Here is a 24,230-nt window from a genome sequence, read left to right on the forward strand (position 1 = left end):
TTGAGTCGCTATCATTACTTACTAGCCTTATTGCTTGTCATTATTTGTGTGTGTGGAATTTCCACAGCCTATGATTATGGTGTTGCTAGCGTCAATTATTACAACGTCAAAAACACAGTTGCAAAGTGGCATCTCGATCCGCAAAATAATGACCTAGCGGCATATAAAAGGGCTAAAAATAACAGTCTTGTTGCTATTCAATATCACCCAGATAACGCCCTTTATTTAGATCTTAAAGCTCAGGTAGACGAGTGGGGCGTCATATTCGAGTTTGAGAACAGCACAGCAGGATTAAACTCAGCAAAGACATACTATTTGCAAGCTACTCAGTTGCGTCCTTTATGGCCCGTTACATGGGCTTCTTTAGCAAAACTTAAATGGCGTTTGCAAGAATTTGACGATGAGATGCTGTATTTCCTAGAAAGAGCCAATACACTTGGCCCTAAAAAAGCAGAGGTTAACATACTCATTGCTGATCTAGGTCTAGCTCTTTATGTAAATAATCATCCAATGTTACTCAAAATAAGGTCTATGTTTTATCAGCGATTAGCGCAAGGCGTTATTAATCCTTATAGTCGTAAACCAGTTAAACAAGTCATTAAAAGTTATGACGCAGAACGATTAGTTTGCCGGTGGTTGCGAAATGAGCCGAATGCTACAAAGTGGTTAGTATCAAAATGTGAATAACTGGTTTTCACCTGACTAATTTCAATTTTATAATTTTTTAAACCAATCCCAAATCCCCAGTGAAAAGTTGTCAAACAGATTAATGCCCAGTGCGGACTTAAGTAAATATAAAGCCAGTAAACCGAAAGTTATTGAAACACAAAGAAAACCAACAAGAAAAACTGCGATAATTATTCTTGAAGCTTTTTGTTCTGCGCGACTTAATTCACGATTATTTTTACCCGCGATAAATACGTAATAATAGCGGTATTTAAACCAAGGTATTGTGCCTCTTAAATCAACTGAGTGATTACGCCACTGACGATTAATACTGGCGTTTCTGAGGTAGGATAATTGTTCTTCGGTAAAGGTTTCCTTTACTCGGTCTGGCACCTTAGCGAGTAAATTTTGTAACGCAGGATCCTCATATACCGAAGCAGGGCGGTTAATGGCCATTTTGTATCCTTGTACTAGTTCTCGAACGCGACTTTTTACTTACATTGGCTTTGCTAATTAGCGCCAGAGCTAGAAAAACAATAAAATAACTGGCGTTAGCTGGCGCTTGCAGTGGAAAGTCCACACTCATATGGATCAACATGCCAAGTATCGCCATTAAACTCGCAAATGCCGCACCTTTGTACATAGCATTTTTACGTTTTTTGATAACACTTAGTGCACTAGTAAAACAAAGTAGCACTATGGCAACTAAACATAAAAAACTGATAAAACCGTATTCGATTAAGGTTTGCAGATAGTCGTTATGTGCTTGGTCATAAAACGGATATACATCGGCTTTTTTATAGGACGGGAAAACGCTATAAAAACTACCACTACCGCTACCCATTAAAGGATAATCAGCAATAATAACCGAGGCATCTATAACCACTTCGTCTCTGCCTTCTTGACTCAAACTTGTTTCAACTAATCGTTCTTGCACTTTATCTAATCCAAACCAAGAACTCACTATTAATAAATCGATAATGATCATACTGATCACCAAGATACTTAATCCCTTTGAACGTTGTTTATCTGCAAACAACGCATAAATCCCCACTATCGTTAAAGCTGCAAAAAAAGCAGTGTTACCCATCCTTGAACGTGACATAACCAGTGCGATAACCATGATGGCTAAACAAATTCTTACTAATGCTTTATTTCCTAGCAAACTTGAAATAATCACCCTAGACCAATCTCGGCCAGACATGGATTGGTTGTTATTTAAGCTTGCTATAATCAAACCCGTACCAGCAGACAAGCAAAGCATAATGAAATTAGCAAAATGGTTTTTATACACAAAACTGCCAGTGGCCACTTCTGAAATGGGAAGGTTGAAAATCAAACTGAATTTTGTGTCTAGCAATATTTCTAAAATCCCATACAGGCCCTGCAACGACCCAACAATTAACATCAGGGTAAGTACTTTTTTTACCCTTTGCTCATTATTAATTAATATTAAGCTACACAAAAATAAACAGAAGTAGGCAAAGCTTTTTAATAAACTAACCTTGCTTTGGCCAACGTCTGTACTGAGAAACATGCTCTGGACATCGCTGGAAAAATTGGCTTTTGGTGAAAGTATGTCAATTATAAACTCAGGCAATGGAATTACCTGCAAAGTGGCAAATATTAAAAACACCAGCCAAATTGAAATGACTGTTTTAAATTTCTTTAAACCTAAAAAAATTTCATCTTTTTTTAAGAATATACAGCCAAGCATCAATATGAAAATTGAAATTTGTAAAAGACTCCAAGCCCAAGGTCTATTCGAACCTAAAGGTAATGGCGCCCAAAACAATGTCGCTAAGAGGAAAGTAAATAAGATGGAATGCAGTGAATATTTCAAAGTAAAAAAGTAACTCGATTTTTGATATTTTTAACAATTCTACCTGTTTGTTCTACAAAAAGACCAGACTATTCAACACTAGTTTAAATACTAGTTAGTCGACGCGGTGAGATCACCACCACCAGTTCCGCCTGCACCAATACCAACACCAACAGGAGCAGCCAATGCTAGCGCCACTGGACCACCGGCAGCTGTTGCTTCTCCAACTGTTGTAGGATCTGCTCCAGCACTTAGTGCTGCTAGCAACGCTTGCTCTGAATCTATCTCGCCACTCATTACGGCGGCATTGATGACTACTTGTGCAAAATCTGGATAAAGTACAACACCCGCATTAATGATGTTGAGAACATCCTCTGGCTTATTTTCTATCGATAATTTAGTGGCTGGAAATAAATCATTAGCCGCTACCATATTAGCCATTAACGCTAAAACAGTCGGCTTATTATTTCTGGTAGATTTTAGAGCTGCTGAGGATAGTAAATTAGCACCTTCATTGGTGATTGCATTATCAATTACTTTCAAGATAGATGCTTTAACGGGGTTACCCTGAAGAACCAAGTCATTGATGGCCTGATGGACTCTTGTACCTGGTTGATCTTTATTGCCGTAAAGAGAAACTGACACTATTGCGTTATCAATAACATTCAAGGTAGACGTGTTTACAGGAGTATCCTGAAGAACCAAATCATTAATGGTCTTTTGAGCACTTGTAACTGGCTGCTCTTGATTATCGGATAGAGGTACTACATCACTTGTAGACGGAGCGACTGCCGCTTGCGCTTGATTATCGGATAGAGACACTACACCACTAGTAGACGGAACAACTGCTGCTTGCGCTTGATTATCGGATAGAGTCACGATACCACTGGTAGACGGAACAACTGCTGCTTGCGCTTGATTATCGGATAGAGACACTACACCACTTGTAGACGGAACGACTGCTGCTTGCGCTTGATTATCGGATTGAGACACGATACCACTAGTAGACGGAACGACTGCTGCTTGTTCTTGATTATCGGATTGAGACACGATACCACTTGTAGACGGAACAACTGCTGCTTGCTCTGTAACATCTTCTTGCATTAAACCAATCGTTAATAAACCGACTACTACTATACCAACAGTTAATAAACCGCCTACTACTAAAAGCTTCATGGTATCTACCTTTTATTTGTCGATGCCTAATACTGCTGATATTAGTGTTGTAAATGATGCATATCATACAGCCAACTTAGTTCATTGTTTAGTCTTTTAAGCAATTTAGTCGACTGGTTAAGTGTTTATTTCTGAAACTGTCAACATTCTAAGGCTATTGGGGCTCCCACAAAAAATCCCTGTACAAAGTCAACTTGCATATCTTTAAGTGTTTGAGCTTCTTGCGCTGTTTCCACTTGCACAGCAATGACTTTTATATTGAGTCCATGGGCAATATCCACTAAAGAATGGACAAAAAGTTGATTGTCTTTTTCGGTGTGAATATTTTTGGTAAACCGTCCATCTAGTTTTAAGTAGTCAGGTTTTATAGCTCGTAAATGGGTCACCGAAGCAATTTGTGCACCAAATCGCTCGATTGTTATTTTTACCCCTAAGTTTTGCACGTTGACGATAAAGCTTAAAAAGTTGTTGGTATCACTAAAAAGACAACGCTCGGGAATTTCTAGCACCAAATGAGAGCACTGTGCACCTAATTGGGTAAGTTGAGTGACAAACCAATGCTGAAAAGAAGGTTTGAGTAATGACAATCGTGAAATATTTAAACCTACTGTGCCACTTTGACTTGAAAGTTTTGTGAACGCACAGCGTACTAATAACTCATCTAGTTTTTGAGAAAAATCGAGCCGAATGGTTGCCGGGATTAACTCCGCCATTGGGATATGTTGTTTGCTATCTGGTTCAGGAAAACGAGCAAACCATTCCTGATAAATCTCATCCCCTGAAAATGACTTAATGGGTTGGGCTATAAAATCCGCTGTATCTTTATCTAACAACGCTTTTATCTTTTCGCGCCAAGTATCGTTACTTTGAACGGTTTGAAGTTTGTCTACAGCCTGCCATTTTAAAGGGTTAAAATTTGCTTGAGTGAGCGCACTATCAACTTGTTCCAAAATGGCTTTTTTACGGTCGCCATAATTAAAACTACCCGCAGCAATCTGAGCAGTACCCGATTCATATTCTGACTTCTCAATAGCGTTACATTTATCGATAAGCTGTTGGCACAAATCTAAGCAAGTCACCTCGTCAATACCTTCAATAATTAACGCAAAATCGCCACCGTTTAAACGGTAAAGCGTAAAGTCTATATCCTGCTTATTTAAGTGCTCACTTAATAAATCACTCACCGTTTTAATGTAAGCATCGCCTTCTAAAAACCCAATATTACAGTTCACTTGATTTAAACTACTTAATCGTACAAACATCAAAAAGCTACTGGTTTGGTGCTCAGCATCACTTAAAATCTGCTCAAAGGCTAAGTCAAAAGCGCGTCTATTACCCACTTTGGTTAATTCATCAGAATAAGCAAAGTCGCGGTAGCGTTCAGCTTGATTGGTTAATCTACCAAATAAGTCACTAAGGCGTTCTGACATTAGATTAATCGCATCCACAATAATCCTAAGCTCTAAGGTTTTTGGTTTTAACTCTACTCGGTCAAACTTTTGCTGACTAATGGCCTCAGACTGTTTTACCAAAGCCATAATGGGTATGGTTATCATGCGAACTAAAAACCACACAAGCACCAATCCAACCAAAAACATTAACAATATCAGCTGAAATGAATCGGAGGCATTATCCCATAACTGCCCATAACCAATCCCTGGATCACTCTGTACCGACAACTGTCCGGCGATAGTCCACCCATCGTTTAATTCTGTTACGCGAACCGGGGGAGAAAGAGGGAACATATTAATAAACCAACTAGGCACCTGTTCCAGCGAAACAGGGTTGCGCCTTTCTAAAATCACTTTGCCATCTGCATCTTTTAACACAATCGCACTGTAGTAGCCTCGGTCAAAAATGGCGTTTACCATGGTTTCAATCAAAGGCATATCTTTATCACCAATATAGGATGTAATCGACATACCTAGTGAAGTGGCCGTATCTTGCGCATGAGATGAGAGTTGCTGTTCGATAAAGTTTTTTGTATTGCTAACACTTATCCATACTGCACCAATAAAAAGTGCCAAAAATATAGAAAATAAGCTGAGAACAAGTTGTCTCGACAAGGGCATATTATTTATCCTCTTTATTGTTTGATTCTTGCATCATACGTTTGTTTAAATCTTCCCACAGTTCATTATTGCCGCCCTCTTGAACTTGTTTGCCTCGGCCTTGCTCTTTGGCCATCCATAAACCATCACCGTTAAAGCTATATACGGGGCGAAGATCCCGGCGTTTATTCGCGGATAAAATATCTTTATTGAGATTATCGAGTACCAAAGGAATAGATTTAGGCGTTTCGTAATAAGCCAGTACCATATGCGCCATATTGTAATTTAAGGCCTTTACGTACATGAGTCGCAGCTTTTCTGTTGGTACGCCCAACGCCCGTAAACTGAAGTATTTGGCAATACTAAAGTCTTCACAGTCGCCACCATTTGTGGATAAAAATTCAACCGGCGTTGCCCAATAATCATTTTTGTTCCAATGCTTTAAATCATCCACAAACTCTAAACGATTAAAAAAGCGGTTTACCTCATAAAGCTGGTCAGCAGTGCTTGAATTTTTGTTATCAGCAATCACTTCTTGCCAATCTCTCACTCGCTTTGATGCTTCAACGCCAAAGCGCACTTGCACTTTTTGAAATAGCGCCTCGTTTAACTGAAACGTAGCCTGAGCACTTAGATGAAAAACAATCCAACATAAAAAAAGTACACGAGCAACTAAGTCAATTCGCATTTAAGCTTCTACTTTTGAAATGAAAATCATGGGTACTCGCGTAAGTCGATTGTTTGGGTAATATAAAATAAATATTATTTGAGTTCATCTAATATAACAATTCAATCTATAAAATGTGTTTTTTAATAATTAATAAATATTTTGCCAATGCCCGCCTTACCAAATTGAGTACAAAACGGATGATTTTCACAACATATATTCACTGGTATCGATTTTGCTTATATTTTGCTTAATATGTTGTTATGTTGGCGTGATATAATTACTCAATTAAAGATTTATCTGGCATATTCCAATTTGTAGTGAAAAGCCATTTTGTTGTAAAGGAATAATAAATGGATCTAAGTGAAGTACGAAAGACTAATGTCGGAGGTTTGATCACTGCATGTATTAGTCGGCTTGATCTCGTCAATCTGATGGTCACCAAAGTAAAACAAGCTCAGCATTTAAAAACGCCTCACACTGTAAAGCCATTAGTCATATTTTCCGCAAATGGGCAGAGCATTTCTATAGCCAATAATGATCCTGTGATGGGCGATATGCTCAATCAAGCTGATATTTTGCATGCTGATGGACAAAGTGTGGTGACTTTTTCAAAGCATTTTAGTGAATACCCAATTCCTGAGCGCACTGCAACCACCGATACTATTCATGATGTACCGAAAATGTCGAGTGAAGTGCTACATCATTTTTTATTAGGCGCAAGTAAACAAACGATTGAAAAATGTGCTGATGTAATGAGTACCGCATATAATAATTTCAAAATAGCAGGTACCCAGCACGGATATTTTTCAGAGCAAGACGAGCAAGCTATCGTTGATAAAATAAACCAGTCTGGCACAGATGTTTTATGGGTTGGTTTAGGTAAACCCAAAGAGCAAGTTTTTATTATTCGTAATCGAGAAAAGCTCAATGTCCCAGTGATTATATCTTGTGGTGGCTGCTATAATTTTGTGACTGGTGATTATAAAAGGGCGCCTGAAATATTTCAGACCTTAGGCTTAGAGTGGTTACATCGTGCTTTTACTGAGCCTCGTAAATTATTATGGCGCTACATTACGACCAACCCACATGCTATTTATTGTGTGATTAAACATAGACATAAAAAAATTGGATAGAGCAAGGGGCTAGCCGTGTCGGTAAAGATTCTATTTTTTCACAAGTGGTTTACTATATCTCATTTCCAATTGAGGGAGATGACAGTCAAGTTTTCAGCAAATTTGCAGTGGCTAATTCAGTCAAAATATATAGGCAGCGTCTATTAGATGAAAATTAGTTCTGTTCACAAGTTTATTTTATTTTTAAGTGTTGCTTACTATGTAGGTTTTGTTAGCTTTTTTGAGCGCCTTGCCAAAGGCGGAGGTAAAGGTGGTGGTTTTGAGAGTGCAGCAGCTGGCAATATTATTAATCAGCTTGTAGGTATTCTTTTATTGGGTTTATGTTTATTTATTTTATACCGGCAGTTAAATAATTATATAAAACAACATTTTTTAGAGAACTGGCCATGGTTTATTTTATTGGGCATATTAGCTTGTTCGGTTTTATGGTCATATTCACCGTCAATTTCATTTCGACGATTAATTGCATTTATGACCTTAGTTGTTGTTGCCTACTATCTAGCAATAACTTATTCACCAAAATCGTTATTTAACTTTCTGGCAAATGCAATTCTATTAGCGATTTTTGTAGGCCTAGTCTATGAGGTTGCAACCGGTAAATCATTAGCTATTGGACTTGGTGATAGGAGTAGCGCTTTTAGAGGAATAATACCGGATAAGAACGCCGCTGCCCGAATTTATGCTTATGGTTTAATTGTATTCGTTGCTATTAGCGATAAATTCACAAAATTTCATTACATAAAGATAATTGTTTTTTTACTTGCACTTTCATTATCACAATCGGCTTCTGCGATTATAATGGCAATAATGGGTATTGCTATTATTACACTTATTCGTATATCCCGAGGAAGTGGTAAGCAGCAAAGTTTTAATCGACTAGCAATGCTCATTATTTTATCAGTAATTGGGATAGGTTTGCTTAGTGTTATTTATGAGTATTTGCTGGGCTTAATGGGACGAGATGCAAGTTTAACTGATCGGACTGTTATTTGGCAGTTACTTGAGCAGTCGTTAGAAGATGAGTATTGGTATGGCTTTGGATTTGGCGCCTTTTGGGCTAGTGATGCTTCGAGCGGATTTTTGGAAGGCTGGAAATTTATAGGAAATGCGCATAGTGGTTATATAGAAACCAGACTAAATGCTGGTATGTTAGGCCTATCAGCTTTGTTTTTGTTGCTGATTTCGTTTTTTCATAAAAGCTTACAACTGTTTTTTAATACAAATACCTCGAAAATATCAGCCTTGTTTATTTCTATATTAGTTGTGCAAACGATAACGAATTATGTTGGTTACGTTATATTAAACCACAATTCATTCGATATGTTTTTATTCACAGTTTGCTACTTCAGTGCAACCTCTTTAACGACGCAATTAAGAATGAACGAGATGAGAAATATATGAATAACACCCGAGATAAAATCAAGTTTTCGGTGGTAATTACTACCTTCGATAGGCCTGATTATTTGGCGGAGTCTTTGGCAAGCGTCTTGAAGCAAAGGATACCGCCTTTTGAAATTATTGTTATCAACGACCATTCAACAACAAGATACGAGCCTATTCTCGATAAATTAAATGCTGCTAATGTTCGGTATCACGTTAATGATAAGTCCTATGGGGCTAATTATTCTAGAAATAAAGGTATTGAACTAGCGCGAGGTGATGTTATAGCGTTTTTAGACGATGACGATATTTGGTTTCCCGAGTACTTAGCAAGCGTGGAGCAAACCTACTTGAATAACAGTCAGGCAGCAGGCACAACCTGTGGTAAACGTCTAATGCACGACCATTCAATTGATGTGGTTAATAAATTGAATGAAGTACAAGAAGATGAGCTAAGGCTTGGCAATACGTATTGTGGCATGAGTGGGGTGACAGTCTTAACATCTGTAGCAGAAGAAACGCTTTTTGATGAGCAATTAGAAAACGGTCAAGATTGGGATTTTTTTGTAAGAATTGTACAAGCTGGCAGAAAAATAATTAATATTACAGCGCCTTTATTTTTCTATCGCGTTAATCTTTATTCAGGTATTTCTGCAAGAGTCAAAACTATTCGCCCGTCTGCAGCTGAAAGTAGATTAGCATCTTCTGTTAAACATAAAACATGGCTGGGTGAAAAGGCATTTAATGACAGGGTTGCGAAACAGCTTTTAGAGGGGGTTTCTAAACGTTCCCATAAGTTTGGATGGATAGCTTTATGCATAAAATTTATCGGTTTAAAACCCACTTTGATTTTCTTATTCAGTCGATTTAGTAAGTAGATACAGATGAGAGCTTATTTTCAACCAAAAAGTCATGCAAATAAATTTATTTCAATAAACCAAAATGTATTGAAAAAAATGGGTTATGAAATTTTTAAGCTGAACGCTATGCTTTCAGTCAAAACCGAATGGAAGAACAGAAATAAAGCGCTTGTGGTTATGAATTGGGTCGAGGATCAAATGTATCGAAAAGATGCAACCATGTTAAGTACAATGCGTTCATTTATTCGTTACCAGTTTTTTCTATTTTTGAGCCTTATTTTTTGTAAAAATAAAATTTGGATTAGGCACAACTTTGTGCCTCACAATGCTAGTGGCAATTTGGTGTTTTTTTAGACCATGGTCTGGAGTTTAAAGCTTTATAATTATCGGAATGTTTATTTAGAAGATTATATTAGATCGCAACATTTGTTACATCCTCTTTATGAGTCCGATGAAGATCTACTTGAAAAAACGACTAATGCAAAAATGGTAGATTTAAAAGGTGAAATAACAACGGTTTTATTCGGCTCTATAAAACCTTACAAAGGTGTAGATAAACTTTTAGAATCTTGGTCAAAAGATCTAAAACTGACGATATTGGGTCGTTGTTCAGACGAGTCTTACACTAATTCTTTAATGCCATTATTAAGACTAGAAATCTTAAAGTAAATTGGTTAAATGAATTTATATCAGATAAATTATTAGACGAATCGTTGTCAGCTGCTCACTGTGTTGTAATGGCTCATAAAGACAAATCTATGGTCACTTCAGGGTCTTTTTATCATGCACTTACTTTTGGATGCAACGTACTAGCAAGTGAGTCAGCATTTACCAGTCATAAAGCTAAGCAGCATGACTTTATACATTTGGTAAACTTTGTTGGCTTAGATGAGCAAACATTAGCCAATATTTGGATAGAGAAAAAAATTTTTTATCTAGTATCCTGCCCATTTATGGTCGTAAATCTTTGGAATATAGCTGGAAATCTCTATTAAATAATTAACCATCGAATCGGCTTAAATGAACGTTACGGATAGAGCATACAATGGCAACAGAACATAAAATCGCTTTTAGCGTTATTTGACCACAACTTCACATTCAAACCGGTGTGACATTAAATATCGTGAATTTGTAAACTGTAGAAGAAACCAAAGCCCAGAGGATACATTAAGAAAATGGCTATAATTGTAATTGTAATGCACGACCTTAGAGGCGGTGGGGCCGAAAAAATGATGGTCAGGCTTGCCAATCAGCTATCTGCCAATGGTGATAGCGTGCATTTGGTGCTTACTGCTGAAGGAGGGGTTAACAAAAAATTTGTTAACGAAAACGTCAATTTAGTCGAACTTGGTTGCGAAAGAACGCTGTCATCTTTTGGTAAGTTACGCAAAACGTTAAAAGCTATTGAACCCGACGCAATCCTGTCTGTACTCACTCATATTAATGTCATTGCTGGCATCACTTGCTTTAGTCTTGGTTGGCAAAGCAAACTCTCTGTAAGCGAGCGAAATGCCTTTTCTCTAGACAGGGCGTTGAAAACCGATAGGGTAATGAAGTTGGTGTATTTTATTGCTCCATTTATTTACCAATTACTACCTAAGCCAGTTATTGCAGTTTCCAAAGGTGTTGCTGATGATCTCGTAGAACATACCATGGTCAAACGCAAAAATGTTACAACAGCAAGCAACCCTGTTATCACCGTTGAAACAATAGAAGCCTCGAAATCTGCGCCACAGCACGAATGGATAATAAACAGCGATATACCAGTGTTATTGAGTATCGGGCGGTTATCTCATCAAAAGGGTTTTGACCTACTTTTGAAAGCCTTTAGCCTTGTGCAAAGTGAAATTAAGTGCCGGTTAATAATCTACGGTGAAGGCGAACTAAGAGAAGATTTAGTTGAGCAGGTTAATGAATTATCGCTCAGCGAAGTCGTTAGCTTCCCGGGCTACATAGCAAACCCGATAGCAGAGATGAAAGCGGCAGACTTATACATACTGTCTTCTCGGTTTGAGGGTAGCCCAAACGCTATCGTCGAAGCCATGTCAGTTAACACACCCGTGATTGCTTTTGATTGCCCCCATGGCCCTAAAGAAATACTCAGAGATGGCACTGTGGCACCATTAGTTGAGTACTTGGATGTAGATGCTTTAGCTAAGGCAATTGTGTCGACGTTAAAAGCAAAGAAGCCGGTGGACTATACCCAGGATGTTGCTAGGTTCAGCTCAGCAAATTCAGCTAATGAATACCGCCGACTTCTTTTAGAATAAAAATTTATATTGATACCAACATATTAATGTTGATTTATAACCAACAAACACTATCAAATGGGTGGTGAACCATTTCGTCCTCGCTGCCCACACCAAACTTTTGAGCCTCTGCAAGTGTGCATAAAGCACCGGGGAAACCATGAGAATTATCATATTGAGCGAGATTCTCTCTATGCTCAAAAAACGTGGTTACCGACTTGTAGTTACGCCCAATAAACTCATTAACGTCTGCAAACACCTCTTTTTTTTGTTCTTCTGGCAAGTCAAAGTATGCTCTGCAAAGGATATTGACAAAATCAAAGTCAATACAATAAGGTTTCTCTTTTAATAGGCCTGAATCGGTTTGATGGCCCAGACAACTGTTAATGAGTGCCATTTTGGATTGTTTTTCGGCGTTAAGTGCATCATAAATCCACAAGAAATGCGCAGCGCCACCAACATCTCTAACGGTAGCATCTTTAATAAACACATCGTGAAAACCCTTTTTCCACAAACCGGTTTTAGCGTCAACGCGTTGATTCAATTCAGACACTGCATTTTCAAAAAAAACACTCATTTGCTCTTTTGATACTAAGCCAGCCTCTATATAAAGATCTTGAGACATTTGAATAGCTGCTAGTGCACCACCACCTATATGTGACGCAGGCCAAATATTATGCCAACCTAAATGCCAAGAACTCTTCTTTAGACTTCCGTAAAGTCCTTTGCCTTTATAGAGCTGTGGAAAACGAAGACCCATTTTATCTATAAATTTTGTTAGCTTCGCTTTGGATTTTATAAGCTCAACATATTCGCCACAAGGGCGTAAGGCTTGAATATAATTGGTATCTTTAGAAAGAAGAATTAAGCCAGAAATCGCATAGGCTGTAGCATGTTCTTTACCATGAGCCGTGGCATTTTTTTTGGTGAAATAGCCGTTTTCATCTTGGCATGACAAGATTTTTTCTGCCCATTGTGCACGACTGTTTTCATCAGTGTATTGGTACAATAATCCCATGACATAAAGGGTGAATATGATATCAACAGATCCATAAAAGTCCCAATCCGTATAGCTGTCTTTATAAGCAAAGTCACCGGCTAAGGTGCTTTTAGAAATACACTCAGTTAAGGGAACATCACCACAATAAAAACGATTTAGGTAATCCATTACTATTACATTAGATACAATTTGCATAATTTACTCTTGGGTAAGTTTAAGGTAAGAGCGGGCAGCGTTCGTAAACTCATATCCTTCAACAGCCTTTTTATCAATGGCTTGAGGGTTGGCAAGTTTGGCCAAAATCACAGCAGCAAGTGCCTCGTGATCACCCACTTTTACTAAGTTAACGCCGTCAATATGACCGATTAACTCAGAAGGGCCGGTTGGACAATCGGTTGAAACAATCGGAACACCAAGCGCAATAGCTTCAACTAAAACGGTAGGCATGCCTTCAAAGCGTGAAGAAAGCACAAACAGCTTTGAATTTTTCATATATTTGTAAGGGTTGTTAGTATAACCAGCGAACACCACACTGTTTTCGAGCTTTAGTTCGGATCTTAGTTTGATTAAAGCATCATGATCGGGGCCGTCGCCTACTAACACTAATTTAGGCATATCCTCTTTTGCTTCAATACATATAGAGTAGGCTTTCATCAATATATCAAAGCCTTTTTGATGCTTCAGTCGTCCGACGCCACATATGTAATCGCCTTGGAGATTATCGTCGTTTAACGGCGCTAAACCTTGCTCGATGACTGCTTGGTTAAATACTGCATTTTCTACAAAACTGACTTTCTTCTGCTGAACAAATGGCATGGCCTTTACTTCATTTGCCAGGTCTTTCGACACACAAACAATACTAAGTTTGGCCATTGAATATAGCGCATACATAATTTTTAATGTTAGAGCGCCTAATTTTTGACCGCTGCCCTTAAAGTCGACATGCCTAGTCAAAATGAACGAAGTCTTAGATTTGCTGAGGGCTGTCAAAAATGCCACTATATTTGCTGTTTCCTTGGCAGAAATAACAATGTCGATGTCTTTATCCGACAGAAAATGTTTAAACTTACTAAGCGCTGCAGATGTTTTTTTAAATTTATTATCTGAGTTGCGAGGTTCGACGAATACGTTGTCTCCGTATAATCCCTTAACTACTGCTTCGTCTTCCCAAAGTACGTAATAATAAACGTCAAAACCAAAACCTTCGAAAGCCTTGCCTAAGTTCGCTGTTACTCTCTCCACACCACCATCCAGGATTAATTCCTTGAGCAAAAAAACAACCTTTTTCTTTTCCAAAACCTAGCCCCTGAATACAAAAAGTCAAATAGTGTTTAAAGATAGCACTTATTTTTGTCCAAGGTTACGAAAAAACATGCTTAGTAGGTAGCCAAAAAAACAACGGGTATAGATTAACAGCAAGGTGCAAGCTCTCTACAAATTGTTAACTTAAAACCATGAAATTTAACTTGATTTTTACGTTTGCTAATATTTAATTAGTCAAGATAATATTGTTGGAGTGTCTCTAATACCTAAGCCGGTGACAAAGTAAATTACTTTGGGTGCGTCTTTCATTTTCGAACCAGTAAAGCAGGAATAGTTATCGATATATGTAGTATAAAACTTTTTTTTACAACTAACTTCATCTGAAGTGATATAATTAATTTAGTCAGTACAGAGGAATATCGATATTTTAATATCGGACTGTTCACCATAATTTGACACACACTATTGACAACATTTGAGTTATAGGTAACTCTTTGATTTTTATTACTCACCACTTTGCGGGTGAGGGTAATTTATAGTAACGATTTTTTTAAAGGGAGCTTTGGCGATGCTAAATGTAAAATTAAATGACCTTTCGATTTATTATAAGGGCTGAAGCAGTTATTAGTATATTAGCTTGTTATTTGTTAATGAATAGCAATGCAACTTTAGCAGTTAGCTGCTTTTTTTGAACAAAAAAAGATATCAAGATATTTAAAAAATAATAAGAGGATGATTAGTCTTAATTATGGAACCTAACTGGAAATATAAACGTCCTATCAACGTAATACTTTCGAGAATCAAAGCCTTTCCTTTCTTGTTGAGGGCTATTGTATGGATGATTTGGTTACTTAGGTTTGTTTTTAGACGTTTTCGTAACCCATCACCAGACAATGCAACCGGAGTTATGGTTAATGATGAATTAAAGTTGCTTTACATAGCCAACCCAAAAGTTGCATCTAGTACTATCAAGAGCTTATTTCTTAATTCCATACCGAATAGTGAATTTCTGCTAACCACTTCTTATACACAATTTGCTAAACAATATTCAGATAAATATGGTTATTGTAAATTTTCTTTTGTTCGCGATCCTGTTGAAAGACTTTATAGCTGTTGGCAAGATAAAATTAGCAATAACAAACGATTTGCAGATATATTTATTATCACTCGCTTTAAGGGGCTATATCCCGATATGCCTTTTGAATCTTTTGTGAAGTGGCTGTGCTCTGATAATGGTAAAGATGAATGTGCAGATAGGCACTGGAAATCTCAATCTAAACTTTTAAGCTCAGGAAATCCCACTTTTGATGATGCCAAATTTTATAACTTAAATAAATTAAGCGAGATTGTTACCGATTATGCTCAAACAAATAATTTATCCATCACTCAAAACTTGTGGAGGAATAGACTAGGGGGTGACAGCAAAGGAATTGAGGCAATATCGAAAGATACGCTTCAACTTATTTTTCTACGGTACGAAAAGGACTATGAAGCTTTTGGCCCCTTGTTTAAGACTTCTCGATCGGTTTTAGGTGGGTAAACCTTTGCAGGTACGCCAAGCAAAGTAGCGTTTTCAATTAGACAAGACTTGTTGACAACAGCATTTGCGCCGATTCTTACTCTTCTATTTATTATAATGTTCCCGTAGTGAGGTAGCGACAATCCCGGACCAAAAACGTTTGGAGGAATACTAAAGCCAAGTTTCTTACTGTTTGACTTGAACAATAATTTTACTAAATAGCCGAATGACGACCAAAGTACCCCAGTCTTTGTGTTTGTTACATATTCTAGTAGACGTAATCGACGCAAAAACTTCCAAGTGTCATTAAGTAAATATGCTAGAAACGATTTTTGAAAAGTGCCATTTTCTTTGTCTTTGGCAAGGTAAAGGTTGTAAACTTTTTTAGAGTTTATCATTTAATTTAAGACTTGTTTGCTTACGGTACAACAGCCATAGACTTCATTCGTACTTGGATTACCAAAGTCCTAATGACTTTGAACAAAACCATGAATTACAAAAAGTAGCTTAACTTATGTGGACTCCCCCGTGTCAACAACAAAAATAATGTTAAGCAAAGAAATAAATGCGTACTTATGTACGAGCTCTAATTGAGTTGCATACTCAGGCTCTATGATATTTACGCGAACAGGTCGACAAATCTGGGGTGCGAGCTTTAAGCTCATTGTTAAGCACTGTCTTGACCTGCTGATTTTTATCTTTGTTTATGCATTTTTTGTTGTATGAACTCGTTTTTAAGCTGCGAGTAATTCAGCTTTATACTCGGTGCCTTGTGTCAGCATGGCAAAGGAAGTTCGCACGGTTTTGTTGGCCAGGGCCACGGCCGCACATTTATTGCCTCGTCGTTCGGCCAGGGCTTTAAGCCACATTTCTTTTTTGGTTTTAGCTTCTCTTTTGACAACCTGTCTCACGACTGACATTGCGCCGCTAATAAGTTGGCTTCTGAGCATACTGTTTTTGCATTTTTTGCCTATCGTACCCAGTTTCACCTTGCCGCCAGTGCTATGCTGAATGGGTGTTAAACCTATACAGGCAGATGCATTCTTTCCTTTGTCAAATGTCCCCAATTCCGCACATCCAAGTGAAATATAAAGATTCACCGCGTTAATAGGGCCAACACCTTCAAGTTTGAGCAGTTTTTTACAGTCCGGATGTATTTGTATAGATTTCTCCAAACTCGTATCATAGGTTGCGATGGTTTGAACCACTAACTCAAATTGATTTTTTGCTGCATTTATTGCTTGTCTGAACTCCATGGATAATCCATTCTCAGCGTCTTCCAAAATATCTTCTATCTTCTATTTTACGTATCATGCCCGCACCATTATTGGGCGAACGAAAATTCAATTCTAGTAATAATGCGATAATTTGTTTTCTAGAGGCATCCCGTTGTTTTATGGCTAATTCCCTTAAGCGCTGTATCGATTGTAATTGCTGCTGCTCGACACTTTTACCCGATATAAAGGTGATATCTGGCAACAACGCGGCTTGAATCATCGCCAACGCATCGTTTTTATCCGTTTTTTGATTTTGTCTGACGATTGATACCAATTTAGCTGAAATGAGACGCGCATCATGCCCTGCTTCTATTGCCCGCTGTAGCCAATAGTTGGATGTGCCACATGCCTCAAATATAATCGTCGCGGGTTTAGCGTTAATCAGCCAACAAAGAAACTCGTCCGGTGTCATTTCTTCATTAGAAAGCACCTTTTTATCTCTATAGATACAAACTTGAATCACTTTTTTTTGCTAAATCAACGCCAACTTTAGTACGATACATATTGCGGACTCTCTATAATATATTTGTGTGGTAACGATTATATTACTCCACACTCAAGGATGTGGGGGAGTCCAATTATCTGGGGTAGTAGTCTTAGGTTGACCAGGTCAAAATTATGCAGCAGATTGCCCGTCGGAATAAGGACGTAGGTTTATTAAGCGCTTACGGTTATTTCAAAGGGGTGACAATAAGGGATAGTGATAATCATTTTATTGACAGCAATACTAATATGAGTGCTGTGATAGAGGTTCACGTTTGGATTGGTATAAACACCACTATACTTAAAGGTGCAACTATAGGTAAAGATGCCGTTATTGCTACGGGAGCGGTTTTCACTAAAGATGTTCCTTCAAAGTGTCTTGCTGGTGGTGTCCCAGCAAAAGTAATAAGAAAAAGTGTGTAATGGAGTTAGGTATTATAATAATTAATAGAGAGTAGTTACTTAATTTGCCAAGCTATCAGCTACCCATTATTATCTCGGTAATGCTTCCCTTTTATATAGGCTTTTAAAAAATCCACTAATAAAATAGATTGTTTTTTCTTACTTACTTTTTTAACTAAATGAACGACTAAAATGCGAATTACACGATATGAGGATCGCATCCAAGAATTATAATATCTTAATCGAAGAGCTTGATCATAACTTCGTTCTTTCAATCTAAATTGTGTAACTAAATCCTCTTCATCTATAAACCTTGAAAGGGAGTGCTCAAAGCCTTGTATAATCCTTATATCAATAGAACTTATCTGGTTCACACGATGACAAAACGTATAATCGACACCATATAAATAAAACCTCTCATCAAATGTAGAACCATATATAGCAGCAACATCACTGACAACCTTATTACCGATAACCATTCCGCTACCTATTGTCATTAATTTATCATCAACATCCAATTTTTTTATCTGGCTAACTATTATACCATTACATTTTGGTCCTGCGATTTTGTTTTTATAAGTAATCATTGGAACACATAATTCACACTCTGTAGCATTTAAGGTCAACTCCAAATAATTTTTATTTAAATGCGAATCATCATCTAAAATGACATATTTATGGCTTTTAACTAACTTAATAAATTTGTTATATATTTTTGCCAACGATTCATTATTTATTGTTTCCTGAATGTTGACATTTAACCCCATAGCTCTAAAAGGCATTGTATCTTTACAATTTAAACTACTGGGTCCATTATTCCATATAATTAGTTTACAATTATGATATTCAATTTCTGAATTTAATAATGTATTTAACGTCGTTGATGTTGAAATTTCATTGTTATACAGAAGAACCAAAAAAGTAACATTATAAACTCCATCAATCATTTAGATTTCCTTAATATAGTCTCAGAAAAAGATTTTAATCCGCGCGGCGAAACCATGGCGTGCTCTAAATGGGCATTAAAAATAACCAAAAGCTAATTTTTATTCCATTAACTTTTTTATACGGGCGATATAACCTAGGTTTTCAAGTTAAAACTGGCTTCTAATAGCTAAATTCATGTGGAGTCACTTTGGCTAGCGCATCATAAGAATTCAATTTCGATTATGGTTAAATAAGATTTATTGTGCAAGTTAAATTGCCAACAGCGCCGCTGGTGGCTTATTAAGTGAAGTCCAAAAAGGGCTAAAGTAAGCGTCAAAGTCGTATTAAATAGCAAACTTTAGCTGATCTCTGACAACGTCATTCTTTTCTTGATTTATGATAGTGACGTTTATTCTACCTATACACCTTAAATTGGTTGGGTTGAACCGTATAAACGGTGATTTGATATCGATACCAGTGCAAATGGATTACCGTCTGTGCGAGTAATAATTTGAGCCATTATCAATCACTTTCTCAATAAGAAATAATCTTATCTTTAGTGCCCGACCTACCCGAAAACGCGATTGCCGTAATGCAAAATTTTTAGGTTACAGGACACCAAGAGAAGGGCGTTTGGTAAGACTATTCAGTTCACTTTTGCTTTTTTACACCCCAAATGCCATTTTTATTGTCAACATACACCTGATAGCGACGCACTATATCCTGTTCTATGTTCGTTATTTTCTTTATGGTTGGTGGATTGACCCACGATGAATTCAAAGATGAGAGTATAGATTTATTGATTTTTAATATTTCATAATCTTCGTTGTGAACTTCAACGTTTGAAAGATCACCAATGGAATGCCCCTCCCCCATATTTATACCTAAGTTAATCAATATCTTACTTAGTATTATTGACGTACCACTTCGATGCACCTTAAAACAACTATTTGTCTAAATAAATCATTTCCCATAATATGTCACATTGATTTTCTTAAGATTTGCTTAATAAATATTTTCAACCTAAAGAGAAGAAAAGCTTTGACTGGTATTTTATCTAAAGATGTAATCACATTAATTATGGCTTGATTTGCACTATCCTCATCCCACAGATCTGTTCTATTCTCGCCGTAATTTGAAAAATCATTGTTAAAGATATCATTGTCAGAATGAGACAAATGATAACGCTTATTTAATTCAATATTAGACTTTACATAACGGGCATAAAACTGCTGGGCATCTAGTCTTGATGGTAATGCTTTTTTTCCATTTGAAAGATTAAGTCGAATTTTATTTCCAAAAAACTTATCAACTCCAGATTTATTTATCAAATGTCCAACTTTTGTTTTTTCAAACCCATGACTTTCATTCACTCTTATAGAATCGACAGTAAGACCTGGAGCTATGATATTAAAAAAATCAAGAACCACATCTGATTTATACAATAGCCTCTTATCCATTATCCTTATAGTGATGTTTTCCTTACCAAATGCAGATTCCCACAGGAGTGTTTTTTTATTAAAATCCAAATAATCATCATAATATGATTTATATTTAGGTAGTGCTTCTCCGCTACAGGAATAAAAATTAAATGCTGGATTAATATTTTTTGAGCCCTGTTGGACATGAGATATTACTAATTGATCCTGCCGCCGTATATATAAAATAATATTCACATCAAAATACTGAGCTAATGCTAGTTTCAATTCAGATATATGATCTCCGCCAAATATCCAAGAAAAGGCTTCAGCAGACATAACAACTGTGTTGCAAGACGTCTTATTTAATTCATTCGCTAGTTTTTTAGCCTTATGTACAGTGAAACCATTCCCATTTATTAAATTATCATACTGATCAATAGACCTGTTTATCCAAAAACCCGCATTACCATTTAAAATAATGTTTCCTTTAGGCGTTTTATTAAAAAAAGATATGCCGTTTTCTTTTAGTTTTTCTTTATGGTTTACTAACGCAACTTGTATAGAAGAAGTACCTGTTTTATGGCTACCTATATGTAGATGTAATTTTTTTTTCATAAACCTTCATCTTTATATTGTGTTTATTTATTTGTAACTACTCAGCGGGTATAAAGATATTAGGCAGCATGCCATTTAATAATAACGTTAATGCCGTGGACCCACTGATCCCTTGTTTTTTGCAGCTCGACAGATAGCTACGTAATCCAAAAAACATTTTGGCTCCGTTAGCACTTCTAAAACATCCCGATATCTTTTGTTGAACCTTTGCCATCCTCAAATCATTTTCGCCCTGATTATTAGTGAATGGCACTGCCTCATCCGTCATGAATCTAAGTACATCGCTTTCATAGTTTTGTAATCGCTCAAGTAGGTTACGTGATTGAGTTCTTTTAGGCCGTCCTCGCTTACCTTTCACTGGTATCGGCGCAGGACTTTCTTTTTCTCCTGCCTTTAAAATCGCTTGATAGTGACGTCGCAAGGTGTCTTGTCTTTCAACACTGAGTAACCCGCCAGCCTTATCTACCTCTTGATTGAGCTTAACTAAAAACACCCGTATTTCCTCAGCCCAAGCTTGATTATCTTGCTCATACGCTCGAGTTAATTCTCGCAGGTGATGCGCATTGCATAATGAATGTAGGCACTCATAACGATAATAAGGTTTCCAATGGTCATGGCACATCACACCGTTGAACTGGGGTAATATGTCAATCTCATCCATGGCATCATGGCCTCGTTTTTCATGGGCTGATAAATACGTCCAATCCAGAGACGAAGCGTTATGTAGCCATTGTCTTTTTCCGTTGATATTGATGCCAGTTTCATCGGTATGTAATGTCTTTTCTTTTCTCAAGTTCGCTTTGATAATATCTAATGCTTGCGTCTCTTCCAGTTTGGTAAAAGCGGTATTGATAAAGTTGAAAAGACTGCCGCTGCTCAAAGGTATATTAAGCTGGTCAGTGAAATACTCACGAATGCGCTCATAAGGCAGTAATTGATATTGGGACAGGTAAACCGCATGAGCTTTTAACCCAATACCATATTGAATACGGCTATTAACGTCTTGGGGAAATGGGGCAACGAAGCGTTGACCTAACTCATTCTCAAGTATTTGTGCGCGATATTCAGTGACGACACGCTTAAACTCAATATCGACCACTTGCCGCACCTCTTCACCCATATCAGTATAGTTACCGGGCGGTAAAAGTGTGCTATCAACGATTAATTTATGTGTGATGTCAGGGTTGTCATCAAGTGGTAGCGTTGTGCCTTTATGCCCCTTTTGTCCACCTGATTTTTTAGTACTGTTGCCTTTTGAATTTTTCTTTCTATTTTGATCGGACGAGGGCGGTATACTGCTGTTATTACTGTTAAGCCCAAGCCGTTGACAGAGTAACGTGACAATAAGAAGCAATAAATCCATAGCAGTACGCATTGAAGGTGACAATGTATTGTCCGCTTCAATTTGTGCTTTAATGTTATTGATATTCGACTCAATATCAATGCCGCTTACTTTCATTTAGCCACGTAATTATCGAAATAAAACAGTATGATAACGCTTAGAAATGATCAAGCAAGTCGATCATTTTTTAATTTTTGATCGTTAAAAATAAACTAGATTATGTGCTGAGTAGTTACATTTATTTTAACCAAGTTTTCAAACCTAATAGCCTAAAAACATAAATTCCCATCAACAAATTCGAAAAAACCAAACTCACTGAAACAGTAATTGCAGCGCCGATAGCACCGTACATAGGCACAAGAGTAGCAAGCAATATTAAATTTAGTATCAATGTCATAGACAGTAATTTCAACGTTCTTTTTTCATTACCCGTCATATTCAACACTAAACCAACCGACCCCATCAGCACATTAACGGCTTGCCCTACACATAAAATAACCAGTAACGGATAAGCTGATAAATATTCTTTACCAAATAAGACTTCTATCGCAAACTGCCCAAAGAAAATGAGCGCCAATATAATTGGCAATGATACTAAACAACTTATTCGGACACTTTTCGTTAATATTTCCTGAGTTTGCTTTAAATCACCTTGCCTATAAAGTCTGGCCACTTGTGGCATAATGACGGAATTAATTGATCTTAATCCCAACGCAATTAACAACACACCTTGCATTGCAACTTTAAAAAATGCCACTGATTCAGTGTTAGCAAGCCAGCCTAAAAAGACACTGGCTAATACGGTACTTGATGTTCCTATAATTACCATCAATGTAAAAGGAGTCAAACTTACATGCCACTGCTTAATTAAATATTTTGGTTTTTCAATTTTAGACTCTTGTTTGATTATTTTATTTAAATACCAGGCACTCAAAAAAAATGCTAATAAAGAGGCTACAGCAGATATTTTTATTAACACCTCGCCAGTTAATTCGTTGTTATTAAAAATCAAAAAAGATAATAAGCTTAAAGTGATGACGGGCGCTAAAATTTGATTCGGGATTTGGGCTAATATGGGTTTTCTAAAGCCATTTAATATTGCCCCTTGCTGCACTAACAAACCGCGAAAGGGAATAATCATTAATGCAATAACCAATAATGATGCGACAGATGGTTTAAAAAAGTCATAATAAATAGCCAGAATAGAAATAACTGCCGTTATAAAAGAAATAATCAGGACATACCAACGTGACCAGCTAATGAGACCCTGCAAATGCTGCCACTTTTCATCGAGTTGGAGATTAGCTACCTCACGTATAATAAGGTTAGGTAACCCGGCAATAACTGGTAGTATTAATAGCGCAGCAATTGACATTACATAAGCGTATAATCCATATTGCTCTGGGCCTAAAAAACGAGCATAAATAACTCCAGTGATGACAGAAAGCCCGCGAGCAAACAAATTAACACTTGCTGTTCCCATAAATAATTTCAACAATGACTTTTCTTTGTTCATTTAATTATAAAAACCTTTGTAAAAAAGATAACAACTTAGTTTAAATACGCTTACATCCCCATTCTGGGAAATTTTTGCAAATATAAGCATTCAACTCTTTTTTGCTTTTGTATAAACACCAACATGCTCAGTTTCAGCTTCTACTCGCTCGCTGACCATTATTGCACTTAGTATAGGTAAAATAAAACGTCATTTTCCTAAAATCAAAATACATGATGCCTCATATTTTCCATATTGACATCTATTTTATATTCTTAAGGGAATGAAAGTCGGCTATTTTTCGCTTATTAATCAATCGTTTTCACATAATTCAGAATTTAGAACAAGCGCTTCCCGCTGTTGTGCAAACCAGCTCTGAATATTGCTTATGATGATGAACGGCTTTTATTCAAACAGACTTATCTGAGGCGGTGCTCGACTTTGTGGGGGCAATAATTCAACGACTTCGTCATTTTTTG

Annotated in this window: 23 protein-coding genes and 1 pseudogene; 11 read left to right on the forward strand and 13 right to left on the reverse strand. The window is 37.0% G+C overall.

All coding sequences use genetic code 11. The features are described 5' to 3' along the window. The gene (locus CXF95_RS12835) at window positions 1-687 is read left to right on the forward strand and encodes a VpsP family polysaccharide biosynthesis protein (protein WP_101199059.1); all 687 of its coding nucleotides are present in this window, start codon (window positions 1-3) and stop codon (window positions 685-687) included. Window positions 688-714: 27 nt separating this feature from the next. Here CXF95_RS12835 and CXF95_RS12840 read toward each other — a convergent pair whose 3' ends face one another. Next, entirely contained in the window at window positions 715-1,122 is a 408-nt protein-coding gene (locus CXF95_RS12840) for a 3-phosphoshikimate 1-carboxyvinyltransferase (protein ID WP_101199060.1), read from the reverse strand. After that, window positions 1,112-2,266 carry an O-antigen ligase gene (locus tag CXF95_RS12845; RefSeq protein WP_232787823.1) on the reverse strand — a complete coding sequence of 385 codons (1,155 nt, stop codon included), beginning with the start codon at window positions 2,264-2,266 and terminating at the stop codon, window positions 1,112-1,114. The genes CXF95_RS12840 and CXF95_RS12845 overlap by 11 nt, the downstream gene beginning before the upstream one ends. Here CXF95_RS12845 and CXF95_RS30600 point away from each other — a divergent pair. Then, on the forward strand, window positions 2,244-2,522 hold the full coding sequence (locus CXF95_RS30600) for a hypothetical protein (RefSeq protein WP_232787824.1): 279 nt from the start codon (window positions 2,244-2,246) through the stop codon (window positions 2,520-2,522). The two genes, CXF95_RS12845 and CXF95_RS30600, sit on opposite strands and share 23 nt — an antisense overlap. A 77-nt stretch (window positions 2,523-2,599) precedes the next feature. Here CXF95_RS30600 and CXF95_RS12850 read toward each other — a convergent pair whose 3' ends face one another. The 3 genes from CXF95_RS12850 to CXF95_RS12860 form a co-directional block, all read right to left on the reverse strand. Beyond that, complete coding sequence (locus CXF95_RS12850) at window positions 2,600-3,664, reverse strand: DUF4097 family beta strand repeat-containing protein (RefSeq protein ID WP_101199062.1); 1,065 nt, start codon at window positions 3,662-3,664, stop codon at window positions 2,600-2,602. 140 nt (window positions 3,665-3,804) lie between these two features. Beyond that, window positions 3,805-5,736: an EAL domain-containing protein gene (locus CXF95_RS12855; RefSeq protein ID WP_101199063.1), complete on the reverse strand. Its 1,932-nt coding sequence runs from the start codon at window positions 5,734-5,736 to the stop codon at window positions 3,805-3,807. Between the two features lies 1 nt (window position 5,737). After that, window positions 5,738-6,403: a transglutaminase-like cysteine peptidase gene (locus CXF95_RS12860; protein WP_101199064.1), complete on the reverse strand. Its 666-nt coding sequence runs from the start codon at window positions 6,401-6,403 to the stop codon at window positions 5,738-5,740. 332 nt (window positions 6,404-6,735) lie between these two features. Here CXF95_RS12860 and CXF95_RS12865 point away from each other — a divergent pair, with 332 nt between their 5' ends. The 7 genes from CXF95_RS12865 (at window position 6,736) to CXF95_RS12895 (ending at window position 12,028) form a co-directional block, all read left to right on the forward strand. Further along, window positions 6,736-7,518 carry a WecB/TagA/CpsF family glycosyltransferase gene (locus CXF95_RS12865; RefSeq protein WP_101199065.1) on the forward strand — a complete coding sequence of 261 codons (783 nt, stop codon included), beginning with the start codon at window positions 6,736-6,738 and terminating at the stop codon, window positions 7,516-7,518. A 147-nt stretch (window positions 7,519-7,665) separates the two neighbouring features. Beyond that, entirely contained in the window at window positions 7,666-8,919 is a 1,254-nt protein-coding gene (locus tag CXF95_RS12870; protein WP_101199066.1) for an O-antigen ligase, read from the forward strand. Next, window positions 8,916-9,776 (forward strand): glycosyltransferase family A protein, encoded by an 861-nt coding sequence (locus CXF95_RS12875; protein ID WP_101199067.1) that lies wholly within the window; start codon window positions 8,916-8,918, stop codon window positions 9,774-9,776. Before CXF95_RS12870 ends, CXF95_RS12875 begins: the two co-directional genes overlap by 4 nt. 6 nt (window positions 9,777-9,782) lie before the next feature. Continuing rightward, a complete protein-coding gene (locus CXF95_RS30605; protein ID WP_101199068.1) occupies window positions 9,783-10,112 on the forward strand; it encodes a hypothetical protein in 330 nt (109 codons plus the stop codon). A gap of 3 nt (window positions 10,113-10,115) precedes the next feature. Beyond that, window positions 10,116-10,427 carry a hypothetical protein gene (locus tag CXF95_RS12885; RefSeq protein ID WP_101199069.1) on the forward strand — a complete coding sequence of 104 codons (312 nt, stop codon included), beginning with the start codon at window positions 10,116-10,118 and terminating at the stop codon, window positions 10,425-10,427. 68 nt (window positions 10,428-10,495) lie between these two features. Beyond that, complete coding sequence (locus CXF95_RS12890; protein ID WP_157828143.1) at window positions 10,496-10,753, forward strand: hypothetical protein; 258 nt, start codon at window positions 10,496-10,498, stop codon at window positions 10,751-10,753. A 180-nt stretch (window positions 10,754-10,933) separates the two neighbouring features. Further along, entirely contained in the window at window positions 10,934-12,028 is a 1,095-nt protein-coding gene (locus CXF95_RS12895) for a glycosyltransferase (RefSeq protein WP_101199071.1), read from the forward strand. A 34-nt stretch (window positions 12,029-12,062) separates the two neighbouring features. Here CXF95_RS12895 and CXF95_RS12900 read toward each other — a convergent pair whose 3' ends face one another. Together CXF95_RS12900 and CXF95_RS12905 are read right to left on the reverse strand one after the other, a co-directional pair. After that, window positions 12,063-13,202, reverse strand: a complete 1,140-nt coding sequence (locus CXF95_RS12900; protein WP_101199072.1) for a hypothetical protein — start codon at window positions 13,200-13,202, stop codon at window positions 12,063-12,065. A 3-nt stretch (window positions 13,203-13,205) separates the two neighbouring features. Further along, complete coding sequence (locus CXF95_RS12905; RefSeq protein WP_101199073.1) at window positions 13,206-14,303, reverse strand: glycosyltransferase; 1,098 nt, start codon at window positions 14,301-14,303, stop codon at window positions 13,206-13,208. 715 nt (window positions 14,304-15,018) lie between these two features. On the opposite strand from CXF95_RS12905, the gene CXF95_RS12910 reads away from it, so the two are divergent. Then, complete coding sequence (locus CXF95_RS12910) at window positions 15,019-15,810, forward strand: sulfotransferase family 2 domain-containing protein (RefSeq protein ID WP_101199074.1); 792 nt, start codon at window positions 15,019-15,021, stop codon at window positions 15,808-15,810. A gap of 713 nt (window positions 15,811-16,523) precedes the next feature. Here CXF95_RS12910 and CXF95_RS12920 read toward each other — a convergent pair. Continuing rightward, window positions 16,524-17,569 (reverse strand): annotated as a pseudogene (locus tag CXF95_RS12920) (IS110 family transposase). Between the two features lie 115 nt (window positions 17,570-17,684). Here CXF95_RS12920 and CXF95_RS12925 point away from each other — a divergent pair. Next, window positions 17,685-17,972 (forward strand): hypothetical protein, encoded by a 288-nt coding sequence (locus tag CXF95_RS12925; RefSeq protein ID WP_101199076.1) that lies wholly within the window; start codon window positions 17,685-17,687, stop codon window positions 17,970-17,972. A gap of 59 nt (window positions 17,973-18,031) precedes the next feature. Here the strand turns inward: CXF95_RS12925 and CXF95_RS12930 are convergent, their stop codons facing one another. From CXF95_RS12930 to CXF95_RS12950, 5 genes are all read right to left on the reverse strand, one after another. After that, window positions 18,032-18,898, reverse strand: a complete 867-nt coding sequence (locus CXF95_RS12930) for a hypothetical protein (RefSeq protein ID WP_101199077.1) — start codon at window positions 18,896-18,898, stop codon at window positions 18,032-18,034. A 631-nt stretch (window positions 18,899-19,529) separates the two neighbouring features. Next, a complete protein-coding gene (locus CXF95_RS30610; RefSeq protein ID WP_232787825.1) occupies window positions 19,530-19,775 on the reverse strand; it encodes a hypothetical protein in 246 nt (81 codons plus the stop codon). A gap of 83 nt (window positions 19,776-19,858) precedes the next feature. Next, window positions 19,859-20,914 (reverse strand): hypothetical protein, encoded by a 1,056-nt coding sequence (locus tag CXF95_RS12940; RefSeq protein WP_101199079.1) that lies wholly within the window; start codon window positions 20,912-20,914, stop codon window positions 19,859-19,861. Between the two features lie 37 nt (window positions 20,915-20,951). Further along, complete coding sequence (locus CXF95_RS12945) at window positions 20,952-22,373, reverse strand: IS66 family transposase (protein WP_101197251.1); 1,422 nt, start codon at window positions 22,371-22,373, stop codon at window positions 20,952-20,954. A 121-nt stretch (window positions 22,374-22,494) separates the two neighbouring features. Next, the gene (locus CXF95_RS12950) at window positions 22,495-23,772 is read right to left on the reverse strand and encodes a flippase (protein WP_101199080.1); all 1,278 of its coding nucleotides are present in this window, start codon (window positions 23,770-23,772) and stop codon (window positions 22,495-22,497) included. Window positions 23,773-24,230 lie beyond the last annotated feature (458 nt).

Source organism: Paraglaciecola sp. MB-3u-78 (genome assembly GCF_002835935.1).
Classification (GTDB): domain Bacteria; phylum Pseudomonadota; class Gammaproteobacteria; order Enterobacterales; family Alteromonadaceae; genus Paraglaciecola.